This window comes from Oceanobacillus sp. M65 (genome assembly GCF_052246275.1).
In the GTDB taxonomy this organism is placed as follows: domain Bacteria; phylum Bacillota; class Bacilli; order Bacillales; family Amphibacillaceae; genus Oceanobacillus_B; species Oceanobacillus_B jordanicus.
The window spans coordinates 334,551-352,848 of sequence record NZ_JBQQCJ010000002.1; the positions used below are offsets into that span (position 1 = coordinate 334,551).

Genomic DNA, 18,298 nt, shown 5'->3' on the forward strand with positions numbered 1-18,298 from the left:
CCACTACTTCTTTTTAGGAACACCATATAAACAGATTGTCTCTCTTTTTTCTTTAACATTCGTCCATTCAACACATCCTTTTATCAAATCACGTTCTAGCGTAAAATGGTATACGGCTTTCATTTCGGTTCCTGGAAAGGTTGTATGGTGAGATTGGGGGAGAGGACGGCCAGGTGACCATAGAAAGGACTGTAGCTCATCAAATAATTCTTGGTTCATATATCGACTGTCTTTAAGGGTCTCGCCTTCAAGTCTTAGTAACTGAAATAAGGGAATCACTGTAATAACAACACCTAATAGGATTGATACTGTGACAAGCACTTCAATTAAAGTAAAACCATTATTGTTTCTCAAGATAAAATCTTCCCTTTCCAAACGGAAACACCATCCGATAGCTGTTTAGCGATGAGACAAGATAAAGTGTTCTTGGATTTTTTATATTCCCATTATAATTGAAGGTGATATTTCGATCTGTTCGTGTATCAATAGTCAGCCCTTCAGGGTAGGCTCGATTCATACTTGGTCGTCCATCTACTGTGATTCGATAGCTGTTTTCATTAAAAGTTATCCGATTCATCCCACTTGTTAGGGTGGAACGTTGCTGGATATATGAAACGTCAGACGCTAATGTTTTTAAAAATTGTTTTTCTTCCTGTTCTTTTAATACATTGAACTGTAAGGGGAAAGCGAGTAAAACCAAGGTCGAGATTATACCTAACACCATAAGCATCTCAATTAGTGTAAAGCCATCCTCTCTCATATCAAAGCCCTACAAGCTAGGCGCTGTTACCTTGCCATCTGCATATCCTAAAGAAAGGTCATTGCTACAAGTTGTTTGTTCTGTTGTTATATAATCTCCTTCTACAAGGATAGCAAGTGTAGAAGGGTATTCTCTTTCGTTTAAATAGTAAGCATCAACCTGAGCCTGGACTAATGCTACAAGTGCTTCACAGCCTGTTGAGTTCACTTCTTCGCTCTTCCCGCTAAGACTAGGTATAAAGAGCAATATTAATACCGAAATAATCATTAACACGATTAGCATCTCAATTAGTGTAAAACCGCGCTCGTTTTTTAGCATGATAAGTCTCCTTTTATAGTATATTTAGGCTTTCACTTTTTGCCTATTTTCTCTTTCATTTTTAAAGTTAAAAGACTGTTAAACACCGTTACCTTTCACTACAGACGGACGCTTTCCATGGGGCATGGCTTGAGCCTCCTGGCTCACAAAGAACGTTCGCTGTGGGGTCCCAAGTCTCATGCTATTCCAGGAGTCGCCGTCTTTCGCTCTAGGTAACTTCTTTTACGTTACTGCTCCAAGGAATCTATATCAATCACTTGGACGCTCTGTGATGTTCCTAGATAATGGTCTTAGGATCATTTGGGAAAATTCTGGTTCTCCTAGCGGACAAAGCGCATTAGAAGGACTGTTTCCCAGTGTACGTGTTGGTCTTCATACACGCAGGCCTGTACTGACGTAAACACCAGTCCGGACGCTTTACCGCTAATGAAACATCCATCTCCCGCAATGGAAACCAATACTTGCGATATTATCTTGTAGAAGCCGCCAACTCGATAAGAAGGCATGTTCCCGAATTTAAAGATTATTATGTGAAAAAGTACAGGGAAGTACCGAAACATCAGCACAAAAGAGCACTCGTTCTAACCGCAAGAAAACTTGTGCGTTTGGTTGATGCGCTACTACGCAAAACCAAATCTACACGTCGAAAGGAGCGTAGATATATAAAGGATTAATAGCTTCTAGATCCTTTTAATCAATTCCAGTAATTTACTTTTTTGTTGGTCTAGTTTCGTGATGCCATTTTTGTAAGATCTGTTACTTGATAATCAAATATCTAATCAATCTTATCTTGACATATTACCGCAGGTCTTTTATATCGTTTTAATTAGTTCGTACATTGGCCACATGATTGTTATATAAATAAAAATAATGAAGCCTGCTAGTACTAGGAAAAATACTGGCTGGATATATGTCACAAGTCTAAGGGCTCTCCGCTTCATTTCTTCTGTTAATACTTCTGTAAACATATCAAGGTCTTGCGTTAAGTGCACTGAACTTGCATCTTGATTAAATAATGAAGATAGTTTTTTATCAAAAAGCGGTAAAGAAGCTAGTAAGGAAGACATCGTATAGCCTTTTGATAGTTCTTCTTTTAAGTAAGATGCATAGAAAGAAATGATACGTTGCTTTTTTAATCCTGACATCTGTTGAACTATGTCATAATAAGAAATGCCTGTTTTTAGAAGAGAACTGAAATGTGCTGCAAAGAGTAGGGATGTCTGGGCCTTAATATAGCTGCGACATAGGGGAAGGGATTGATAAATTTTGATAAGCGTATTTGTGGTTACTTTCCTCGTGTAAATTGGCCATAGGAAAACAATAAACAATCCAATGAATGCAATTGTGACAAGGAGATAAACTACATAATCCACTAGTAGCATAAAGAGAACAAGGGTGGAAGAGGCGGAGGTTGATTGGAACAGACTCGAAAAGGAAGGAAGTACGATCTGTTTCATGAGAAATAACAGAATGCAAAAGATGAATAGAAGTAGTAGAGGATATCTAGTTATTTGTCTGATTTTATTGAAATAGAATATACGGTCTCTGAATGTGTCTGCTGCCTTATTTATGCTTTCCTCTAAGTTCCCCGTCGTTCTGCTCAGATAAAGGTGGCTGACTATATGTGGGTGGAATGCTGCCAATTCAAACGCTTCATCAATGGTTTTCCCAGCTGTTAATGCCTGAGTTATTGTGTCAGCTAACTTTACAAACCTATCTTCCCACTTGGTTCGCTGCAATGCAGGCATGAGAGGGTACCCTATTGATAATAGCCGATGCAATCTGGTTAGGAATGCTAATTGTATCTCATGGCTGGGTTTGTAATTCTTTATAAATGCTTTCGGAAATAAATCCATAAGCAAGAGCCTTCTTTCTTAAATGGTTGAAGGAATGAAGTCGTTCTACCATATTACTTCTTCTATTAAGAATCGACTCTTCCAACTGTTTTCCTTCAAGTAATTCCATAATAGCTCCGCGTCGCTTGGTTGTTCCGTCGATCTGTAAAGGGAGTAGCTCGAGTGAAGCTACGGCCAGCAAGGATTGCTCCAAGTCACTTTGTTTTAATCCCATTTCGAGCAATCTATGGATGGTCCCTGTGGTATTTTTGGCATGAAGCGTACTGAAAACTAAATGCCCTGTTAGAGATGCGTCAAATGCAAATTTAGCCGTGAAGGAATCACGTATCTCGCCAACCATAATAATATCTGGATCATGCCTTAAAGCTGCTTTAAGTCCTGCTTGATAAGTAACTCCAGCCTTTTCGTTTACCTGAACCTGAAGCATGTTATCCATTTTTCTTTCGATTGGGTCCTCTAAAGTGATGGTTTGGTAGGATTTTTCTTGAAGAATGGTCTGAAGTAATGCGTAAAGAGTGGTCGTCTTTCCACTACCTGTCGGGCCTGTAAATAGAATAATACCAGAACGGCTAGACACCCATTTTTTTAATTTTTGTAGTTGGTAAGAAAAGAGAAAGAGCTGATCAAGTCTCAATAGATTTTGCTCGGGAAGTAGTCGTATTGCTAAGCTTTCATGTTCTTTTACAGGGAGGGTGGAGAGCCGAAGGGAAATTAATTTATCTATTGCTTGGTGTGTAAGTGTACCGTTTTGTGGTTTTCTAATCTCGCCAATGTCCATACCTGATGCAAATTTGTAATAAGAGAGTAAGGAACGATAAGTGGAAGTGGGAAGTGAAGTGTGATACACGCGTTTACCATGAATTCGAAAATATACATCTGTACCTGTTTCAAAAGGATAGAAGTGAATGTCTGTGGCTAATTGATGGAATGCTTCGTTGAAGAGCTTTTTGGATAGTGCGGTGGCGTGGTTCAAAGGACTCACCTCCTGCATATTATTGCACCATACGGACTAGATTCGACATGTTTAGTGAGATTCCTTCTTTTAATTTAAATTTTTTTAGCATAAATCGAGAAGGGTTTGGACAAGCTAATCAAAACAAGATCTGTAAGGGTGATGAGCATGTCTGGTAACGATTATCTAAAATTTATGACAGAACAGGTTGTAGCCTATTTGGATCTGCCACAAGAGGAACGAAAAAAAAGGAAGAAACAAGAAAAGGTCCCTCGGCCAGTATACAGCTCACGCTGGCTTGGCGTTTTGCCTTTCGCAGTCAAAACCTTTCTGCGCAAATAATTAAAGTAAAAATGTATAAAACCGTTCTAATTTATCGCCACCAGACAAGGAATGACAACTTGTCTGGTGGCTTTTGTTACATTATTTTTAAAGGACGGGAACAAGTCGGCCTGTCCCACTGTTAAGCGCAGTTCACTAAGGGGAGCGGAAGGAGCCGAATTATACCTAACAACCATGAAAAGTTATCTATAATCAACGGTCGTTAGTAAGCCGCTCTCCGCATTTGGTTACACCTTGGAAAGATAAAACATGCCGCCATTTATAACCTCATAAGAGATAACAGGTCGATATCTCTCTTCAATCTCTGCAATTTCTTTTTCCATAGTTTCTGTTTCTATATCGGTTTGTTCAACATAAAAGTGTTTTAGCGTGTCAATATCTTCCTTCATAGCTAAAAGGGAAGCTTTTGCCCACTCATGAGTTTGGTTCTCAATGTAGTTGTCTATTACAGCCTCCATTCGCTTATAACCACTGTTCAGACGAATAATTGGTGATATTGTATAACAATAGTCAGAAATAGTTTGCTGTAAAGGTATGGTTCGAAGTGTATTCATCATCTCTGCTCTCATTTCACCTGTTACCATTTGTAAACCTAGGGAGAATATTTCTTCTTTTTTCTGTTTACCCTTATAACTTATTTTCAAATTGACGACAAGCCAGGGATACATAGGGGTATTAACATGTGTATCAACACGCTGAAAAAGCTTTGTGTATTTCTCATTTTGTTTTAAATGACGAAGGATTTGTTGCAGGCGAGGACTGCCAAAATGAATCCATTCACCTTGTTCTTCTCTTTTGTCAGGGTTTGTTATAAATGTAAGCTGTTTTGGTTCCCCTTCACGGCCCATTTTTTTAATATAATGCCAATAAAATGGTCTGTTCATTAATGCTCGGTCCATCTCTTCGGTTAGTTGAACCTGCAGGATGCCATTCTTATTACTGAGCAACTGACAGTGATGGGATTGGAAATAACCAGCGAGAAATTCATTTAAGTTTTCAATTGCCATATTGCTCCTCCTCAGATCCAGCATGGAACGTGTTCTTTAAGACATGTGAAAGATTATCAAGCTTAATTTTTGCTTCACCCATTGATTCTGATTCGGAATATATAGTTGCAATCTCTTTTTCCATGTTGGTTATTTCGAGTTCAGCTAATATATTATCAAGATGTCCGATAACCTTCTCAAATAGTTCTATTTTTTCATAAAGTAATGTCATTATATGTTCCTCAATTGTTTCTCTAATGGCAAAATTATATATGTGAACGTCCTTCTCCTGTCCATAACGATGGATTCTACCAATTCGTTGCTCTAATCGCATTGGATTCCATGGTAAGTCATAATTAATCATATAGTTACAAAATTGAAGGTTAATTCCTTCTCCTCCTGCTTCCGTTGCGATGAGCACTTGAGCATGGTTTTCAAACAATTGGCGCATCCAATCTTTCTTTCCGCGTTTGAAGCCACCGCGAAATGGGACAGAAGAGATACCATGCTGTTGCAAATACCATTGCAAATACAATTGGCTAGCACGATACTCTGTAAAAACAATGACCTTTTCATCTCCTATATCTTTTATCAACTCAACCAGCTTCTCAGCTTTCTTATGGTGCGGAAGTGCTTCAATTTTACTGGTGATTGTTTGAATTAATTCATTGGGATTATTTATATCATTAAGTTTTGCTAATGAAAGGTAGCATGCCTCTCTTGAGGAACAGAACTCTCTTAAATAGGTTATTTTTGCGAAAGAGCTTTTGTGAATACTATTCTCCAGTAACTGGTATACTTCTTTTTCAGGTTCAGAGAATTCTAGCCAGACTGTTTCAATATTCCGTTTCGTATTTTTAATGGTGGTTTCCGCCCTTGTGTTTCTAACCATTACCTTTTGAACTAATTGCTTAAGAAATAGATCGTCCTTCATCTGTGTTCTATCTTTGCCAAACTTAGAAAGGAAGTCATCATAATTACCAAGATGCCCTGGTTTAAGAATGGAGACGAGGTTAAATATTTCTACAAGCTTATTTTGCACAGGTGTAGCGGTTAGTAATAAGCAATATTTCTTTTTTAAAGAGCGAACGAACTCGTAATTTTTTGTTTTGTGGTTCTTTAGCTTATGTGCTTCATCTATCAGAATTAAATCATAATCAATATCAAGTATTTTCTCTCTATGTGGAGAACGCTTCGCTGTGTCCATCGATGAAATTAAAATATCGTATTCTTCCCATGCATAGTTTCTCCGATGACCTATAGCAGGTATGTAAAATTTTTCATTTAATTCTCTTTCCCATTGGTTAACAAGGGAAGCGGGAACTAAGATTAAAATCTTTTTAACTAATCCTCTAATCATATATTCTTTCATGACTAATCCAGCTTCTATCGTCTTTCCAAGTCCTACCTCATCTGCTAGTATGGCCCGCCCATTCATCTGTTCAATAACCTGTTGAGCTGTTGAGACTTGGTGATCCATAAAATTCACGTGCGGTAAGAAATCGAGCGACCGAAGACCATGGAATTCAGGTGTCATCGAGGTTAATTCAGCTTCGTACGTCATCGAAAATAGTTCCCAAGAAGACAAGGCTTCTCCTTTTTCGAGCTCAGCTTGTAATTGACCGATATAGTTAGAATCCTTTTGGATTGATATTTCATTCATAAGATACTTCCTTTATAAATAGTTTTATTAAGATTATTAAGAGTTTCTTCATAATTTCTACTTTATAAAACATTTCTATGCTATAATGAATTTGAAATTAGAGCATTCCCTGTAATAAGTAGTACATAGTATATCCAACTTCAACTATTTCATAAAAGCGAATGATTACATGGGGAGAGATTATCGTTCCATTTCGTTAGTCAATTTGGAAAGATAACGCCGAAGGAGCAAGCAAACATGCGAATCTCTCAGGCAAAAAGACTCTTGTAGGACGCACCTCTGGAGAGAGTTTACATAAGTAAACCACCCACGAAGCAAGTAGCTGTATGTACATAATAGGGACAGCTATGCAACTTTCTGGTCTAAGGACAGAGATTTCATTGATTAACAGTGGAATCTCTGTCTTTTTTTGTACGCTTGGAATGAATGCATAATAGCGATCCAAGTTTTTAAAAAACATTTATCATCGCTTGAGGTGAATAAGTGTAAAAATTTTTTCTGCTAAAAGTAGTGAAAAGGAGTGAAAATAATGACTAATTTACAGCGCACCCCATTGTATTCTGAGTATAAAAAAAGCGGGGCAAAAACAATTGATTTTGGCGGGTGGGACCTTCCCGTTCAATTTTCAAGCATTAAACAGGAACATGAAGTTACAAGGACGAAAGCAGGGCTGTTTGATGTATCGCACATGGGCGAGATACACGTAACAGGCCCCAAAAGCAAAGAATACCTCCAGGGAATCACGACAAATGATGTTACAAAACTTGTTCCAGATCGAGCTCAGTATACACTGATGTGCTACCCAGACGGTGGAACAGTAGATGATTTTATTATTTATATGCTTGCAGAAAATGATTATCTACTCGTTGTAAATGCTGCAAACATAAAAAAAGATTATGAATGGTTAGTAGAAAATAACACCTACTCAACAGAGGAGGTTTCGATTAGCAATGTGTCCGATGATTATGCACAACTAGCCTTACAGGGACCATTGGCAGAAAGGATTTTACAGCAACTGACTGACACTGATTTAGGTGCAATAAAATTTTTCCGATTCGAACAGGACGTTAAGGTCGGCAGCATTCCAGGGCCAGCCCTTGTTTCTCGAACAGGGTATACAGGGGAAGACGGATTTGAGATTTATATTAATAAAGATTATGCACCCGATTTATGGAATCTTTTATTAGAAAAAGGGGCAAACCAAGGACTTGAACCAATTGGCCTTGGAGCAAGAGATACCTTACGTTTTGAAGCAAATCTAGCACTCTATGGGCAAGAGTTATCCGCAACCATTTCACCAATTGAAGCTGGCTTAACATTTGCTGTCAAAGTGGATAAGGGGGACTTTATTGGTCGTGAAGTTTTAAAGGAACAATTAGAAGAAGGACCTGATCGTAAACTTGTCGGTATTGAAATGATAGATAAGGGGATTCCGAGACATGGTTACAAAGTTCTCTATGGGGGAGAAGAAGTCGGATTTGTGACATCAGGGACACAATCTCCAACTTTGAAAAAAAACATTGGCCTGGCACTAGTCAAACGAGAACTAGCTCAATTAGACCAACAATTGACTGTTAAAGTAAGAAACAGAGAATTAGATAGTGTTGTAATCAAAACACCTTTTTATAAAAGAGAGAAATAGGGAGGGACCGAGATGGAATTTAGATATTTACCGATGACAGAATCAGACAAACAGGAGATGTTGGCAACAATTGGTGTGGACTCTACTGAGGAACTATTTGCTGATATACCAGAACAGATTCGCTTTAGAGGAAGTTTAAACTTAAAAAAGCCAGCAAATGAAGCACAATTAAAGAAGGAACTTGCCGATATGGCAAATAAAAATGTGAATCTTAAAACACATGCTTCTTTTTTAGGAGCAGGTGTGTATGATCATTATATTCCGTCTGTTGTAGATCATGTAATTTCACGGTCCGAATTTTATACAGCTTATACGCCCTACCAACCAGAAATTTCTCAAGGTGAACTACAGGCAATTTTTGAATTTCAAACCATGATATCCGAATTAACTGGATTACCTGTAGCCAATTCGTCGATGTATGATGGTGGAACATCTCTAGCAGAAGCGGTTAATTTAAGTGCGGCTCATACAAAACGGAAAAAAATTCTCGTGTCCAAAGCAGTACATCCAGAATCACGTGCTGTTATCGAATCGTATGCTAGAGGACCAGAACTAGAAATTGTTGAAATTGACTGTGAAGATGGGTACACGAACTTACAGCAATTGGCAGACGCAATCGACGAGGATACTGCAAGTGTCGTTGTGCAATATCCAAACTTCTTTGGTCAAATAGAACCATTGGAAAAAATAAATGAGCTGGTAAAGAGTCAAACCAAAACAATGCTCATTACTTCAAGTAATCCACTTTCACTTGGCTATTTAACACCACCAGGGGAATTTGGCGCTGATATTGTGGTAGGTGATACGCAGGTCTTTGGTATTCCTGCGCAATTTGGAGGGCCACATTGCGGATATTTTGCAACCACGGATAAATTAATGCGCAAAGTACCTGGACGCTTAGTTGGTCAAACTGTCGATGAGGACGGTGTCCGAGGGTTTGTTTTAACATTACAGGCAAGAGAACAGCACATTCGAAGAGATAAAGCTACGTCGAATATCTGTTCCAACCAAGCATTAAATGCACTTGCAAGCTCTGTTGCCATGAGTTCAATTGGAAAACACGGCTTAAGAAAAATGGCTGTTTTAAATATGAAAAAAGCTCGATACATGAAACAGAAGTTGAAAGAGACTGGCCTGCGAGTTGTACACGAAGGAATGTTCTTTAATGAATTGGTAGTGGATCTTGGGTCCAACGTAAGTGAAATTAATAAACAGCTTTTGAATAAAGGGATTATCGGCGGATATGATTTGGGAGAGAACTATCCTGAATTAAAAGACCATATGTTGATTGCTGTTACGGAGAGCCGTACAAAAGAGGAGATAGACATCTTTGTGAAGGAATTGGGGGATTTGCATGAATAAGAAGGATTTTCCGTTAATGTTTGAACGTAGCAAGGAAGGACGTACAAGCTATAGTTTACCTGAATTAGATATCCCGGATTTTGATCTGGATGCTGATATAGAAAGTAATTATATCCGAACTACCCCAGCAGATTTACCTGAAGTAAGTGAATTGGACATCATGCGCCATTATACAGGTTTATCAAATCGAAATTACGGTGTGGATTCAGGTTTTTATCCACTAGGTTCTTGTACAATGAAATACAACCCAAAAATGAATGAAGATGTAGCACGATTTGATGGATTTAGTCATATCCACCCATATCAAGAAACAGAAAGTGTTCAAGGAGCGATGGAAATGATGTATGACCTGCAGTCTTCTCTTAAGGAGATTACAGGGATGCATGAAGTTTCTTTGCAATCAGCTGCTGGAGCTCACGGCGAGTGGACGGCCCTCATGATGATCCGTGCTTTCCATGAAGCAAATGGGGACATGAATCGAACAAATGTTATTGTGCCAGACTCAGCCCATGGTACAAATCCTGCATCCGCAACAGTAGCTGGCTTTAAGGCTATAACGGTAAAAACGAACGAAAATGGTTTAGTTGATTTAGATGACTTAAAACGTGTTGTGGATGAAAAAACAGCTGCACTTATGCTGACAAATCCAAATACACTTGGGTTATTTGAAACGGAAATAATAGAAATGGCTGAGATCATTCATAATGCAGGCGGGAAATTGTATTACGATGGTGCAAACCTCAATGCTATAATGGGGTATGCAAGACCTGGGGACATGGGATTTGATGCAGTCCATTTAAACCTTCATAAAACATTTACAGGCCCTCATGGCGGGGGTGGTCCTGGATCTGGACCAGTAGGTGTATCGGAGGAACTTGCGGCCTATTTACCAAAACCTCTACTAACCAAAAATGAAGGAAAATATGTATTTGAATATAATCGTCCTTCTTCTATTGGTAGAGTAAAGCCTTACTATGGCAATTTTGGAATCAACCTTCGTGCCTACACGTATATTCGAACAATGGGTGCTGAAGGCCTTAAGAAAGCAAGTGAATATGCAGTTCTTAACGCAAATTATATGATGAGAAAGTTGCAAAAGGAATATGATTTACCATATGACCAGCACTGCAAGCATGAATTTGTATTATCCGGGAAGCGGCAAAAGAAGCTAGGTGTTCGAACACTCGACATTGCTAAAAGACTGCTCGATTTTGGCTACCATCCACCTACCATTTATTTTCCACTTAATGTAGAAGAAGCGATGATGGTGGAGCCAACAGAAACGGAGTCTAAAGAAACATTAGATGCATTTATAGATTCTATGTTAGCTATTGCAAAAGAAGTAGAGAACAATCCAGAAATAGTTCAGGAAGCCCCGCATAATACGATTGTGAATCGAATGGATGAAACACTTGCTGCAAGGAAACCAGTTTTAAGATATCAAAAATAGAAGCATTTTCTATTGAAATAAATAAAAATCCTGGGGGTCGATTGTACCCCAGGATTTTTTTACTTGGCTTTAATTTTACCTGTCCATTTTTTGAATCCGCCTTTTAGCTGATAAATATCTGTATAGCCTTTTTTATTTAGAAGTTGAGCTGCACGCGCTGATCGTGACCCGCTTTGGCAGTATAGATATACAGGCTTGTCCGGCCTCATCTCAATTAAACGTTGTTTCATTTGTGTCAGTGGTATATTTCTTGCGCCAAGGATATGCCCCTTGTCAAATTCCTGTGGCTCCCTGACATCGATTAATTGTGCTTTCCGATAGCCTTCTCTAAACTGTTGCTCTGTAAGTACCTTTAGGTAGTTTTTCTGTCTAAAGTAGCGAAATACGCCAACAACCAATAAAGCAACAATAGCGATTACTAAAAATTCCATGCTAGTTTTTCCCCCGTCTGTCCGTATACTTCTTCTCTATTATATGCGCAAACAGCTATTTTTTCAAAGTATTTTCGTTCTTTTGAACCAAGTCAATAGAGTTGGTATATTTGCAACCACTTGTATAACCATATTATTTCATGTATCCTTTTATTAGAAACAGTTTTGCGTTAGATAAAAAAAGATTCTTGAAATGAGGAGAATAGATGCCTACACCAAGTATGGAAGATTATATAGAGCAAATCTATAACTTAATGGAATCGAAGGGATATGCAAGAGTTTCCGATATTGCTGAAGCACTAGAAGTACATCCTTCTTCCGTTACAAAAATGGTGCAAAAACTTGATAAAGATGATTATTTAAATTACGAGAAATATAGAGGCTTCATTCTTACAGCTAAAGGGAAAAAGGTTGGAGAAAGGCTAGTCTTCCGCCACGAATTATTAGAAGACTTTTTAGAAATCATCGGGGTTGAAAAAGAAAATATTTATGAAGATGTTGAAGGAATTGAGCATCATCTAAGCTGGAATTCCATTGACCGTATAGGTGACCTAGTGAACTACTTTAAGCAAGATAGTAAGCGGGTTAATCAATTAAGAGACATCCAAAAGCAAGCTGAGAAATAAAAAATAGTTCTATTATGCCATCCTTATGCTTAAAAATGTATAAACATCATTTGTCAGGCATAAGGGAGTGGTGTCATGAAAATCGATGGCGTTTTTTCAGGTGGCGGTGTAAAAGCCTATGCATTTCTTGGCGTTTTAGAAGTGTTGAAAAGTAAGGAATTGAAGCTTGAACGTGTAGCTGGAACATCGGCTGGCGCTATTATTGCTTCTTTTTTGGCTTCTGGATTTGATGTCGATGATATTCGTTTGAAGCTAGATGAACTTGATCTTAAAATGTTCCTTGATCCACCTCTGATTACAAAGTGGTTACCATTTAGTAAGTGGGTCTTTCTCTATTTTCAACTTGGCATTAACAAAGGCGACAAATTAGAAAACTGGTTATATAGCCAGCTTGCTGAGAAAAACATCTATACATTTAACGATCTCCCCAGAGGGTATTTAAAAGTAGTGATAAGTGATTTGTCTCTAGGTAAGCTTGTCGTTATACCAGATGACTTAGAAAGAGTTTATGGTATCAATCCACTTCATTTTCCTGTAGCAAAAGCTGTCCGCATGAGCGCTGGATTTCCTTATTTTTTTATGCCTAAAAAGCTTCCCGGGAAAAGTAATACTAAAAGTATTATCGTGGATGGTGGGCTGTTAAGCAACTTTCCTCTATGGATATTTGATAACCAAAAAGGAAAACAGGATAGACCGATTCTCGGTGTTAAATTAAGTGAGACTGTGGAAAATACCGAGCCTAGAAGGATACGAAACGCACTGGATATGTTTCAGGCGCTTTTTGCCACAATGAAAATGGCCCACGACACACGTTACATATCTACAGCGCAAAAAAGAAACATCATCTTTGTTCCGGTAGAAGGAATTGGTGCAATTAACTTATCTATTAATGAAGCAACGAAGGAGAACCTTATAAATATAGGAATGGAAAGTGCTGAGGCTTTCTTACAAAAATGGCCAAAATAAAAATGACCCTACTTAAAAAGTAGCGCGGTCATTTTTTTTCTGCTTATTTCCCTCAATTACCCTTAGGTGAGAAGCTCGTTTTGATACTTTTTTTCTAGTCGGCGCTGAAGCTGATTTGGTTCCCTTTGACTGTGTGTGGTAGACTGGCCGGTTATCTTTGTATTTTGCTTTCGATTGTTTTACTGCCTGCTTGTATTTTTTCATGTCATCCGAAGTAGTTCGTTTACGCAAGAATAGAAAATAAATAACACCAAAAAAAACAATCCCCGTACCAATCATGACAAAGACGTTAGTAAAAAACCCACTTGTATTTGTCAAAAGTTGAGATACTAAACCGATAGCAGCTAATCCAATAATGAGATAAATAAATATGGAGATTTTATTCCGTTGCATTGTTTTTCCTCCATTCTGAAATTAATTCCAATTCTTTCTTTACGAGGTTATCGCACTATTTAAACCAAAAGCCTATTTTCTATATGCTCTTATTCTTTATTATTTCCTATAACACTTAAAAGTATTCAGTTTTACTAGAATGGTTTGTTTTTATTTTACTTGATTTTGTCGCTAAAAACCAGTTACTCAGAAAGAAAACATCACATTATTTTGGATTGCAAATTCTTATATTGGTCATAATATTAAGCGAGGTGATCAAATGAGCGATAAGAAACAATTAGACCAAAAATTAGACCAAAATAAAAGAGAAGAGCCTTTAACATTATTTAGTCGGTCCGCAGTAACCGGATTTGTCGGTGGTGTATTCTGGGGGCTTATTGCTACAATTTTAGCTTACTTTAACTTTACAGAGGTTGCACCAAAATCATACGTTTTGCGTTCCTGGACAACAGCTACATGGACTGATGGATGGCTTGGCACCGTAATCACGATTATGATCTTAGGTGGTTTGTCTGTATTGGTAGCATTTATCTATTACCTTTTCATGAGGAAAATAAACTCCATGTGGATGGGAGCTGTATATGGGGTGATCTTATGGGGAATCTTGTTTTTTATATTAGATCCAATTTTCACTAATATTAAACCCATTCAGGAATTTAATCAAGAAACAATTGTGACTACTATTTGTCTCTATGTGTTATATGGAACATTTATTGGATATTCATTATCTTATGATTACCATGATAAAGTAATGAAAGAGAAGAATGAACATAACAAACAGGCATAGCAGGCTAAATTGCAGAGCAAATGAACGTAAATACTTATTAATTACGAAGGTTTATGATAAACTGAAGTCATCCATCGTTTTACGTATAGAAATGTAATAGAGAAAGGGATGATTTTTAGTGGGGAAGCTAACAAAATTACGTGAATTGTTAGAAAAAAATGAGTTGGATGCAATTCTTATCACTAGTTCTATTAACAGACGCTACGTGTCTGGATTTACTGGAACTGCCGGGGTAGCACTTATTAGTAAACAGCATGCACGTTTTATAACAGATTTTCGTTATACTGCTCAGGCTACTGAACAAGCTACGGAATTTCAAGTTGTAGAGCATAAACAATTAATTGAACAAGAAATACGTGACCAGCTAAAGGAAATGGGTATTAAACATCTTGGTTTTGAAAAGGATCATGTAACCTTTGCTCAATATGAAAATTATAAAAAAGTATTTGATGTTGACATGAAGCCTATTAGTGGTCTTGTTGAAGAGATGCGACTTATTAAAACAGCTGACGAATTAGCAGTAATGAAAAAGGCTGCTAAGATTGCGGATGATGCTTTTATACATATACAGTCCTTTATTAAACCTGGAGTTAAGGAAATTGATGTCTCGAACGAACTTGAATTTTTCATGCGTAAGCAGGGGGCTGTTTCTTCCAGCTTTGATATTATTGTGGCATCTGGCCTTCGTTCAGCATTACCGCATGGCGTGGCTTCAAACAAAGAAATTAACTCAGGTGAGTTGGTAACGCTTGACTACGGAGCATGGTATGAAGGGTATTGTTCAGATATTACAAGAACCTTTGCAGTTGGAGAAATCAGTGACGAACTCACTACCATTTATAATACAGTCTTAGAGGCACAGCTTCTTGGTGTAGCGGGTGTTAAGCCAGGTATAACGGGTAAAGAAGCAGACGCACTGACACGGGATTATATTACAGAAAAAGGCTATGGAGACTATTTTGGCCATTCAACAGGTCATGGTCTTGGTCTAGAAGTACATGAAGGTCCTGGATTATCCTTTAGAAGTGATAAGAAGCTAGAAGCCGGCATGGTAGTAACGGTTGAACCAGGAATTTATATTCCAGAAGTTGGCGGATGCAGGATTGAAGATGATATTATTGTAACCGAGACGGGCAATGAACGCCTCACACATGCATCAAAAGAATTAATACATTTATAAGTTGAGCTTTCGATGAGGAGGAAAAATAGGTATGATTTCAGTAAATGATTTTAAAACAGGACTAACAATTGAAGTTGATAATGGTATATGGCAGGTTTTGGAGTTCCAACACGTAAAGCCTGGTAAAGGAGCAGCCTTTGTTAGATCTAAACTACGTAATCTCCGTAATGGGAATATTCAGGAAAAAACATTCCGCGGCGGAGAGAAAGTAAGTAAGGCTCATATTGAAAATAGAAAGATGCAATATCTTTATGCTTCAGGTGATGCTCATGCATTTATGGATTCAACCTCGTATGAACAAATTGAGCTAACAACAGATCAAATTCAATATGAATTGAAGTTCATCAAAGAGAATATGGAAGTTCATATCATTACTTATGATGGCGAAATATTAGGAGTAGACCTTCCAAATAACGTAGAGTTAGAAGTTATTGAAACAGAGCCAGGGATAAAAGGCGATACAGCAAGTGGTGGATCTAAACCAGCAAAACTAGAGACAGGCCATTCTGTACAAGTTCCATTTTTCATTAATCAGGGAGACGTGCTTGTTATTAACACCTCTGATGGAAAATATGTATCAAGAGCATAAATTTCAAAGCATGAAGAAATAAAAAAGAGGCTGTACCAATTCATTTTGGTACAGCCTCTTTTTTTTATGTAATAAAGGATATAATTATGCGCAAATATCCAGCATAGTAAGACTTGGTTTTCGCTTAAATAGACTTACTGGAAGCTGAGCTACTTTCTAAGTCATAAACGCTTAACTTCATCATACATTTAGTAATAAGCTATCAATCAAAGTGAGGAAGTTTTATATGGAAGAAATAATCCGGTTGTTTCCAGAAGGATTGCAAGTGCCCCTTCAAAAGCATATTGCTGGTAGGTGGAATGAACTTCAGGAAATACGATGTCGACTGAATAAGCAGCTAGAAATTATCCTAAACACGAGGAACGAATGGGATACAGCGATCACGCTAACAAAACAGGATTTTACCTATATGGTAAATCAACTTAGTGAGTTCTCTTTATATCGAATGGAAGATGAACTACGTGAAGGCTATATTACAATTGAGGGCGGACACAGAATAGGAATTGCTGGGAAAGTTAATACAATGCAAGGAGCAGTAAAAGCGATTCAGCATATAACGTTCTTAAATATTCGTGTAGCAAAGGAAAGAATTGGCTGTGCAGATAAAATTATGCCTTCTCTTTACCACCAAGACTATCTTAATACATTATTCGTTGGTCCTCCGCAAACAGGAAAAACGACACTTCTCCGTGATACTGCAAGGCAAATAGCTTCAGGTTGGAAGAACATTTCGGCAAGGAAAGTTGGAATTGTCGATGAGCGCTCCGAGATTGCCGGCTCAATAAAAGGAGTACCACAACATAATATAGGTACTAGAGCTGATGTCATGGATGCCTGTCCGAAAGCAGAAGGAATGATGATGATGATACGCTCCATGTCTCCAGAAGTCTTAGTCGTCGACGAAATTGGTAGCAAAAAAGATGTACAAGCATTACTAGAAGCGATAAATGCTGGTGTTATTATTATTAGTTCCATCCATGGAAAAAGCCTTGATGAACTAAAAAAACGACCATCTTTGCACAATCTTTTTGAGCAACACGTTTTTCAACGGTTTATTTTATTGGACAGGAAACAAATTCCTGGGCATATTAGCAAAGTTTATAACGAGTATGGTGAGATCATTTCAGAGGTAACGGAGGACAGGCCACATGCAATGGATTGGGGCACTTCTTTTCGTCATAACGAGCACGTGGGTAGGATTTGAGTGGAGTAGCAGACTCTCTAATAGACCAAAGCAAATAAGGCAACTAAAGAATGCATTGCAAATACTTGAGGCTGAGATCTTGTATAGTCAGCTTCCACTAAATGAGGCTTTTTTGGTAATTGCCAAACAAACACCTCAACCAACTAGCAAGTTTTTTGACACCTTATATTACGAACTACAGCACGATAAGCGCGACCTATTTTCTGTATGGGAACAATCAGTTGATGGGCTGATGAAGTACTCAAGTTTAGGCCGTAATGAACAAGAAATTATTAAGCAATTTGGAAGAACCCTGGGACAGCATGATTTTCACCAACAACAAAAGCATATTCAACTCACGCTTAGTCACCTAGAACGCGAATTAGAAGAAGCAAGGGATCACCATATGAAATACGGCAAGATGGCGAAAAGTCTCGGCGTTTTGTGCGGACTGTTTGTTGTTTTACTTCTTTTATAAGGAAATGCACGAAGCCCTGAATTAATGAGTACCGTGTGTTTGATGTAATATTTTCCAAACAACATAGGAGAAACATAATCCACCTTTATGGACACGCATTATTAGTGAAAGGAGCCAGTCCATGTTTACAGATGCATCCATTCTATTTCAGATAGCTGGCATTGGCATTATTGTGGCGCTTATTCATACCATTTTAAAACAGATGGGGAAAGAGGAAATTGCTCAATTTGCTACACTGATAGGTTTTATTATCGTACTCGTTGTGGTTATTAACGGACTATCAGATCTTTTCCAGCAAATTAAATCAGTCTTTCTCTTTCAAGGGTAATCGTTA

21 protein-coding genes, 1 pseudogene and 2 riboswitches are annotated in these 18,298 nt (G+C 38.0%); of the genes and pseudogenes, 13 read left to right on the plus strand and 9 right to left on the minus strand.

Translation table 11 applies throughout. From position 1 onward, the window contains the following. Nucleotides 1-3: 3 nt before the first annotated feature. Genes ACTWPF_RS09250 through comGC form a run of 3 tightly spaced genes read right to left on the minus strand, consistent with a single transcriptional unit; the run spans nucleotide 4 to nucleotide 1,078 of the window. Nucleotides 4-354, minus strand: a complete 351-nt coding sequence (locus ACTWPF_RS09250) for a prepilin-type N-terminal cleavage/methylation domain-containing protein (protein ID WP_443149028.1) — start codon at nucleotides 352-354, stop codon at nucleotides 4-6. Beyond that, entirely contained in the window at nucleotides 341-760 is a 420-nt protein-coding gene (comGD, locus tag ACTWPF_RS09255) for a competence type IV pilus minor pilin ComGD (RefSeq protein ID WP_443149029.1), read from the minus strand. The genes ACTWPF_RS09250 and comGD overlap by 14 nt, the downstream gene beginning before the upstream one ends. Nucleotides 761-769: 9 nt before the next feature. Next, complete coding sequence (comGC, locus tag ACTWPF_RS09260; protein ID WP_443149030.1) at nucleotides 770-1,078, minus strand: competence type IV pilus major pilin ComGC; 309 nt, start codon at nucleotides 1,076-1,078, stop codon at nucleotides 770-772. 395 nt (nucleotides 1,079-1,473) lie between these two features. On the opposite strand from comGC, the pseudogene ACTWPF_RS09265 reads away from it, so the two are divergent. Continuing rightward, nucleotides 1,474-1,752, plus strand: a pseudogene (locus ACTWPF_RS09265) (transposase); the annotation flags it as partial. A 138-nt stretch (nucleotides 1,753-1,890) separates the two neighbouring features. Here the strand turns inward: ACTWPF_RS09265 and ACTWPF_RS09270 are convergent. Together ACTWPF_RS09270 and comGA are read right to left on the minus strand one after the other, a co-directional pair. After that, nucleotides 1,891-2,934: a type II secretion system F family protein gene (locus ACTWPF_RS09270; protein WP_443149031.1), complete on the minus strand. Its 1,044-nt coding sequence runs from the start codon at nucleotides 2,932-2,934 to the stop codon at nucleotides 1,891-1,893. After that, the gene (comGA, locus tag ACTWPF_RS09275; protein WP_443149032.1) at nucleotides 2,885-3,907 is read right to left on the minus strand and encodes a competence type IV pilus ATPase ComGA; all 1,023 of its coding nucleotides are present in this window, start codon (nucleotides 3,905-3,907) and stop codon (nucleotides 2,885-2,887) included. The genes ACTWPF_RS09270 and comGA overlap by 50 nt, the downstream gene beginning before the upstream one ends. A 147-nt stretch (nucleotides 3,908-4,054) precedes the next feature. Here comGA and ACTWPF_RS09280 point away from each other — a divergent pair, with 147 nt between their 5' ends. Beyond that, complete coding sequence (locus tag ACTWPF_RS09280; protein WP_081779333.1) at nucleotides 4,055-4,228, plus strand: YqzE family protein; 174 nt, start codon at nucleotides 4,055-4,057, stop codon at nucleotides 4,226-4,228. A gap of 227 nt (nucleotides 4,229-4,455) precedes the next feature. Here ACTWPF_RS09280 and ACTWPF_RS09285 read toward each other — a convergent pair whose 3' ends face one another. Both ACTWPF_RS09285 and ACTWPF_RS09290 read right to left on the minus strand, forming a co-directional pair. Further along, on the minus strand, nucleotides 4,456-5,235 hold the full coding sequence (locus ACTWPF_RS09285) for a YqhG family protein (protein ID WP_443149033.1): 780 nt from the start codon (nucleotides 5,233-5,235) through the stop codon (nucleotides 4,456-4,458). Next, nucleotides 5,225-6,877: a DEAD/DEAH box helicase gene (locus ACTWPF_RS09290; RefSeq protein ID WP_443149034.1), complete on the minus strand. Its 1,653-nt coding sequence runs from the start codon at nucleotides 6,875-6,877 to the stop codon at nucleotides 5,225-5,227. The genes ACTWPF_RS09285 and ACTWPF_RS09290 overlap by 11 nt, the downstream gene beginning before the upstream one ends. Before the next feature lie 161 nt (nucleotides 6,878-7,038). After that, nucleotides 7,039-7,151: riboswitch (glycine riboswitch) on the plus strand. Between the two features lie 3 nt (nucleotides 7,152-7,154). Beyond that, a riboswitch (glycine riboswitch) is annotated at nucleotides 7,155-7,251 on the plus strand. A 155-nt stretch (nucleotides 7,252-7,406) separates the two neighbouring features. Between ACTWPF_RS09290 and gcvT the strand changes: the two genes are divergently transcribed. From gcvT to gcvPB, 3 genes are read left to right on the plus strand one after another with little or no spacing between them, the layout of a single operon-like run. Beyond that, on the plus strand, nucleotides 7,407-8,519 hold the full coding sequence (gcvT, locus tag ACTWPF_RS09295) for a glycine cleavage system aminomethyltransferase GcvT (RefSeq protein ID WP_443149035.1): 1,113 nt from the start codon (nucleotides 7,407-7,409) through the stop codon (nucleotides 8,517-8,519). Between the two features lie 12 nt (nucleotides 8,520-8,531). Further along, nucleotides 8,532-9,881, plus strand: a complete 1,350-nt coding sequence (gene gcvPA, locus ACTWPF_RS09300; protein ID WP_443149036.1) for an aminomethyl-transferring glycine dehydrogenase subunit GcvPA — start codon at nucleotides 8,532-8,534, stop codon at nucleotides 9,879-9,881. Further along, nucleotides 9,874-11,331: an aminomethyl-transferring glycine dehydrogenase subunit GcvPB gene (gcvPB, locus tag ACTWPF_RS09305; RefSeq protein ID WP_443149037.1), complete on the plus strand. Its 1,458-nt coding sequence runs from the start codon at nucleotides 9,874-9,876 to the stop codon at nucleotides 11,329-11,331. Before gcvPA ends, gcvPB begins: the two co-directional genes overlap by 8 nt. Nucleotides 11,332-11,390: 59 nt before the next feature. On the opposite strand, the gene ACTWPF_RS09310 is transcribed toward gcvPB, so the two are convergent. Then, the gene (locus ACTWPF_RS09310) at nucleotides 11,391-11,762 is read right to left on the minus strand and encodes a rhodanese-like domain-containing protein (RefSeq protein ID WP_036572633.1); all 372 of its coding nucleotides are present in this window, start codon (nucleotides 11,760-11,762) and stop codon (nucleotides 11,391-11,393) included. Between the two features lie 206 nt (nucleotides 11,763-11,968). On the opposite strand from ACTWPF_RS09310, the gene mntR reads away from it, so the two are divergent. Beyond that, nucleotides 11,969-12,388, plus strand: a complete 420-nt coding sequence (mntR, locus tag ACTWPF_RS09315; RefSeq protein ID WP_036572634.1) for a transcriptional regulator MntR — start codon at nucleotides 11,969-11,971, stop codon at nucleotides 12,386-12,388. A 75-nt stretch (nucleotides 12,389-12,463) separates the two neighbouring features. Further along, nucleotides 12,464-13,354: a patatin-like phospholipase family protein gene (locus tag ACTWPF_RS09320; protein ID WP_443149038.1), complete on the plus strand. Its 891-nt coding sequence runs from the start codon at nucleotides 12,464-12,466 to the stop codon at nucleotides 13,352-13,354. Nucleotides 13,355-13,366: 12 nt separating this feature from the next. Here ACTWPF_RS09320 and ACTWPF_RS09325 read toward each other — a convergent pair whose 3' ends face one another. Next, entirely contained in the window at nucleotides 13,367-13,747 is a 381-nt protein-coding gene (locus tag ACTWPF_RS09325) for an SA1362 family protein (protein WP_443149039.1), read from the minus strand. 259 nt (nucleotides 13,748-14,006) lie between these two features. Here ACTWPF_RS09325 and ACTWPF_RS09330 point away from each other — a divergent pair, with 259 nt between their 5' ends. From ACTWPF_RS09330 to spoIIIAC, 6 genes are all read left to right on the plus strand, one after another. Further along, on the plus strand, nucleotides 14,007-14,534 hold the full coding sequence (locus ACTWPF_RS09330) for a YqhR family membrane protein (protein ID WP_238018894.1): 528 nt from the start codon (nucleotides 14,007-14,009) through the stop codon (nucleotides 14,532-14,534). 118 nt (nucleotides 14,535-14,652) lie between these two features. After that, nucleotides 14,653-15,714, plus strand: a complete 1,062-nt coding sequence (locus ACTWPF_RS09335) for a M24 family metallopeptidase (RefSeq protein WP_443149040.1) — start codon at nucleotides 14,653-14,655, stop codon at nucleotides 15,712-15,714. A 31-nt stretch (nucleotides 15,715-15,745) separates the two neighbouring features. Beyond that, on the plus strand, nucleotides 15,746-16,303 hold the full coding sequence (gene efp, locus ACTWPF_RS09340) for an elongation factor P (protein WP_106896911.1): 558 nt from the start codon (nucleotides 15,746-15,748) through the stop codon (nucleotides 16,301-16,303). Between the two features lie 226 nt (nucleotides 16,304-16,529). After that, nucleotides 16,530-17,507 (plus strand): stage III sporulation protein AA, encoded by a 978-nt coding sequence (gene spoIIIAA / locus ACTWPF_RS09345; protein WP_238018898.1) that lies wholly within the window; start codon nucleotides 16,530-16,532, stop codon nucleotides 17,505-17,507. After that, nucleotides 17,452-17,964 carry a stage III sporulation protein SpoIIIAB gene (gene spoIIIAB / locus ACTWPF_RS09350; RefSeq protein ID WP_106896909.1) on the plus strand — a complete coding sequence of 171 codons (513 nt, stop codon included), beginning with the start codon at nucleotides 17,452-17,454 and terminating at the stop codon, nucleotides 17,962-17,964. Before spoIIIAA ends, spoIIIAB begins: the two co-directional genes overlap by 56 nt. Nucleotides 17,965-18,085: 121 nt before the next feature. Next, nucleotides 18,086-18,292: a stage III sporulation protein AC gene (gene spoIIIAC / locus ACTWPF_RS09355; RefSeq protein WP_036572644.1), complete on the plus strand. Its 207-nt coding sequence runs from the start codon at nucleotides 18,086-18,088 to the stop codon at nucleotides 18,290-18,292. Nucleotides 18,293-18,298: the final 6 nt, after the last annotated feature.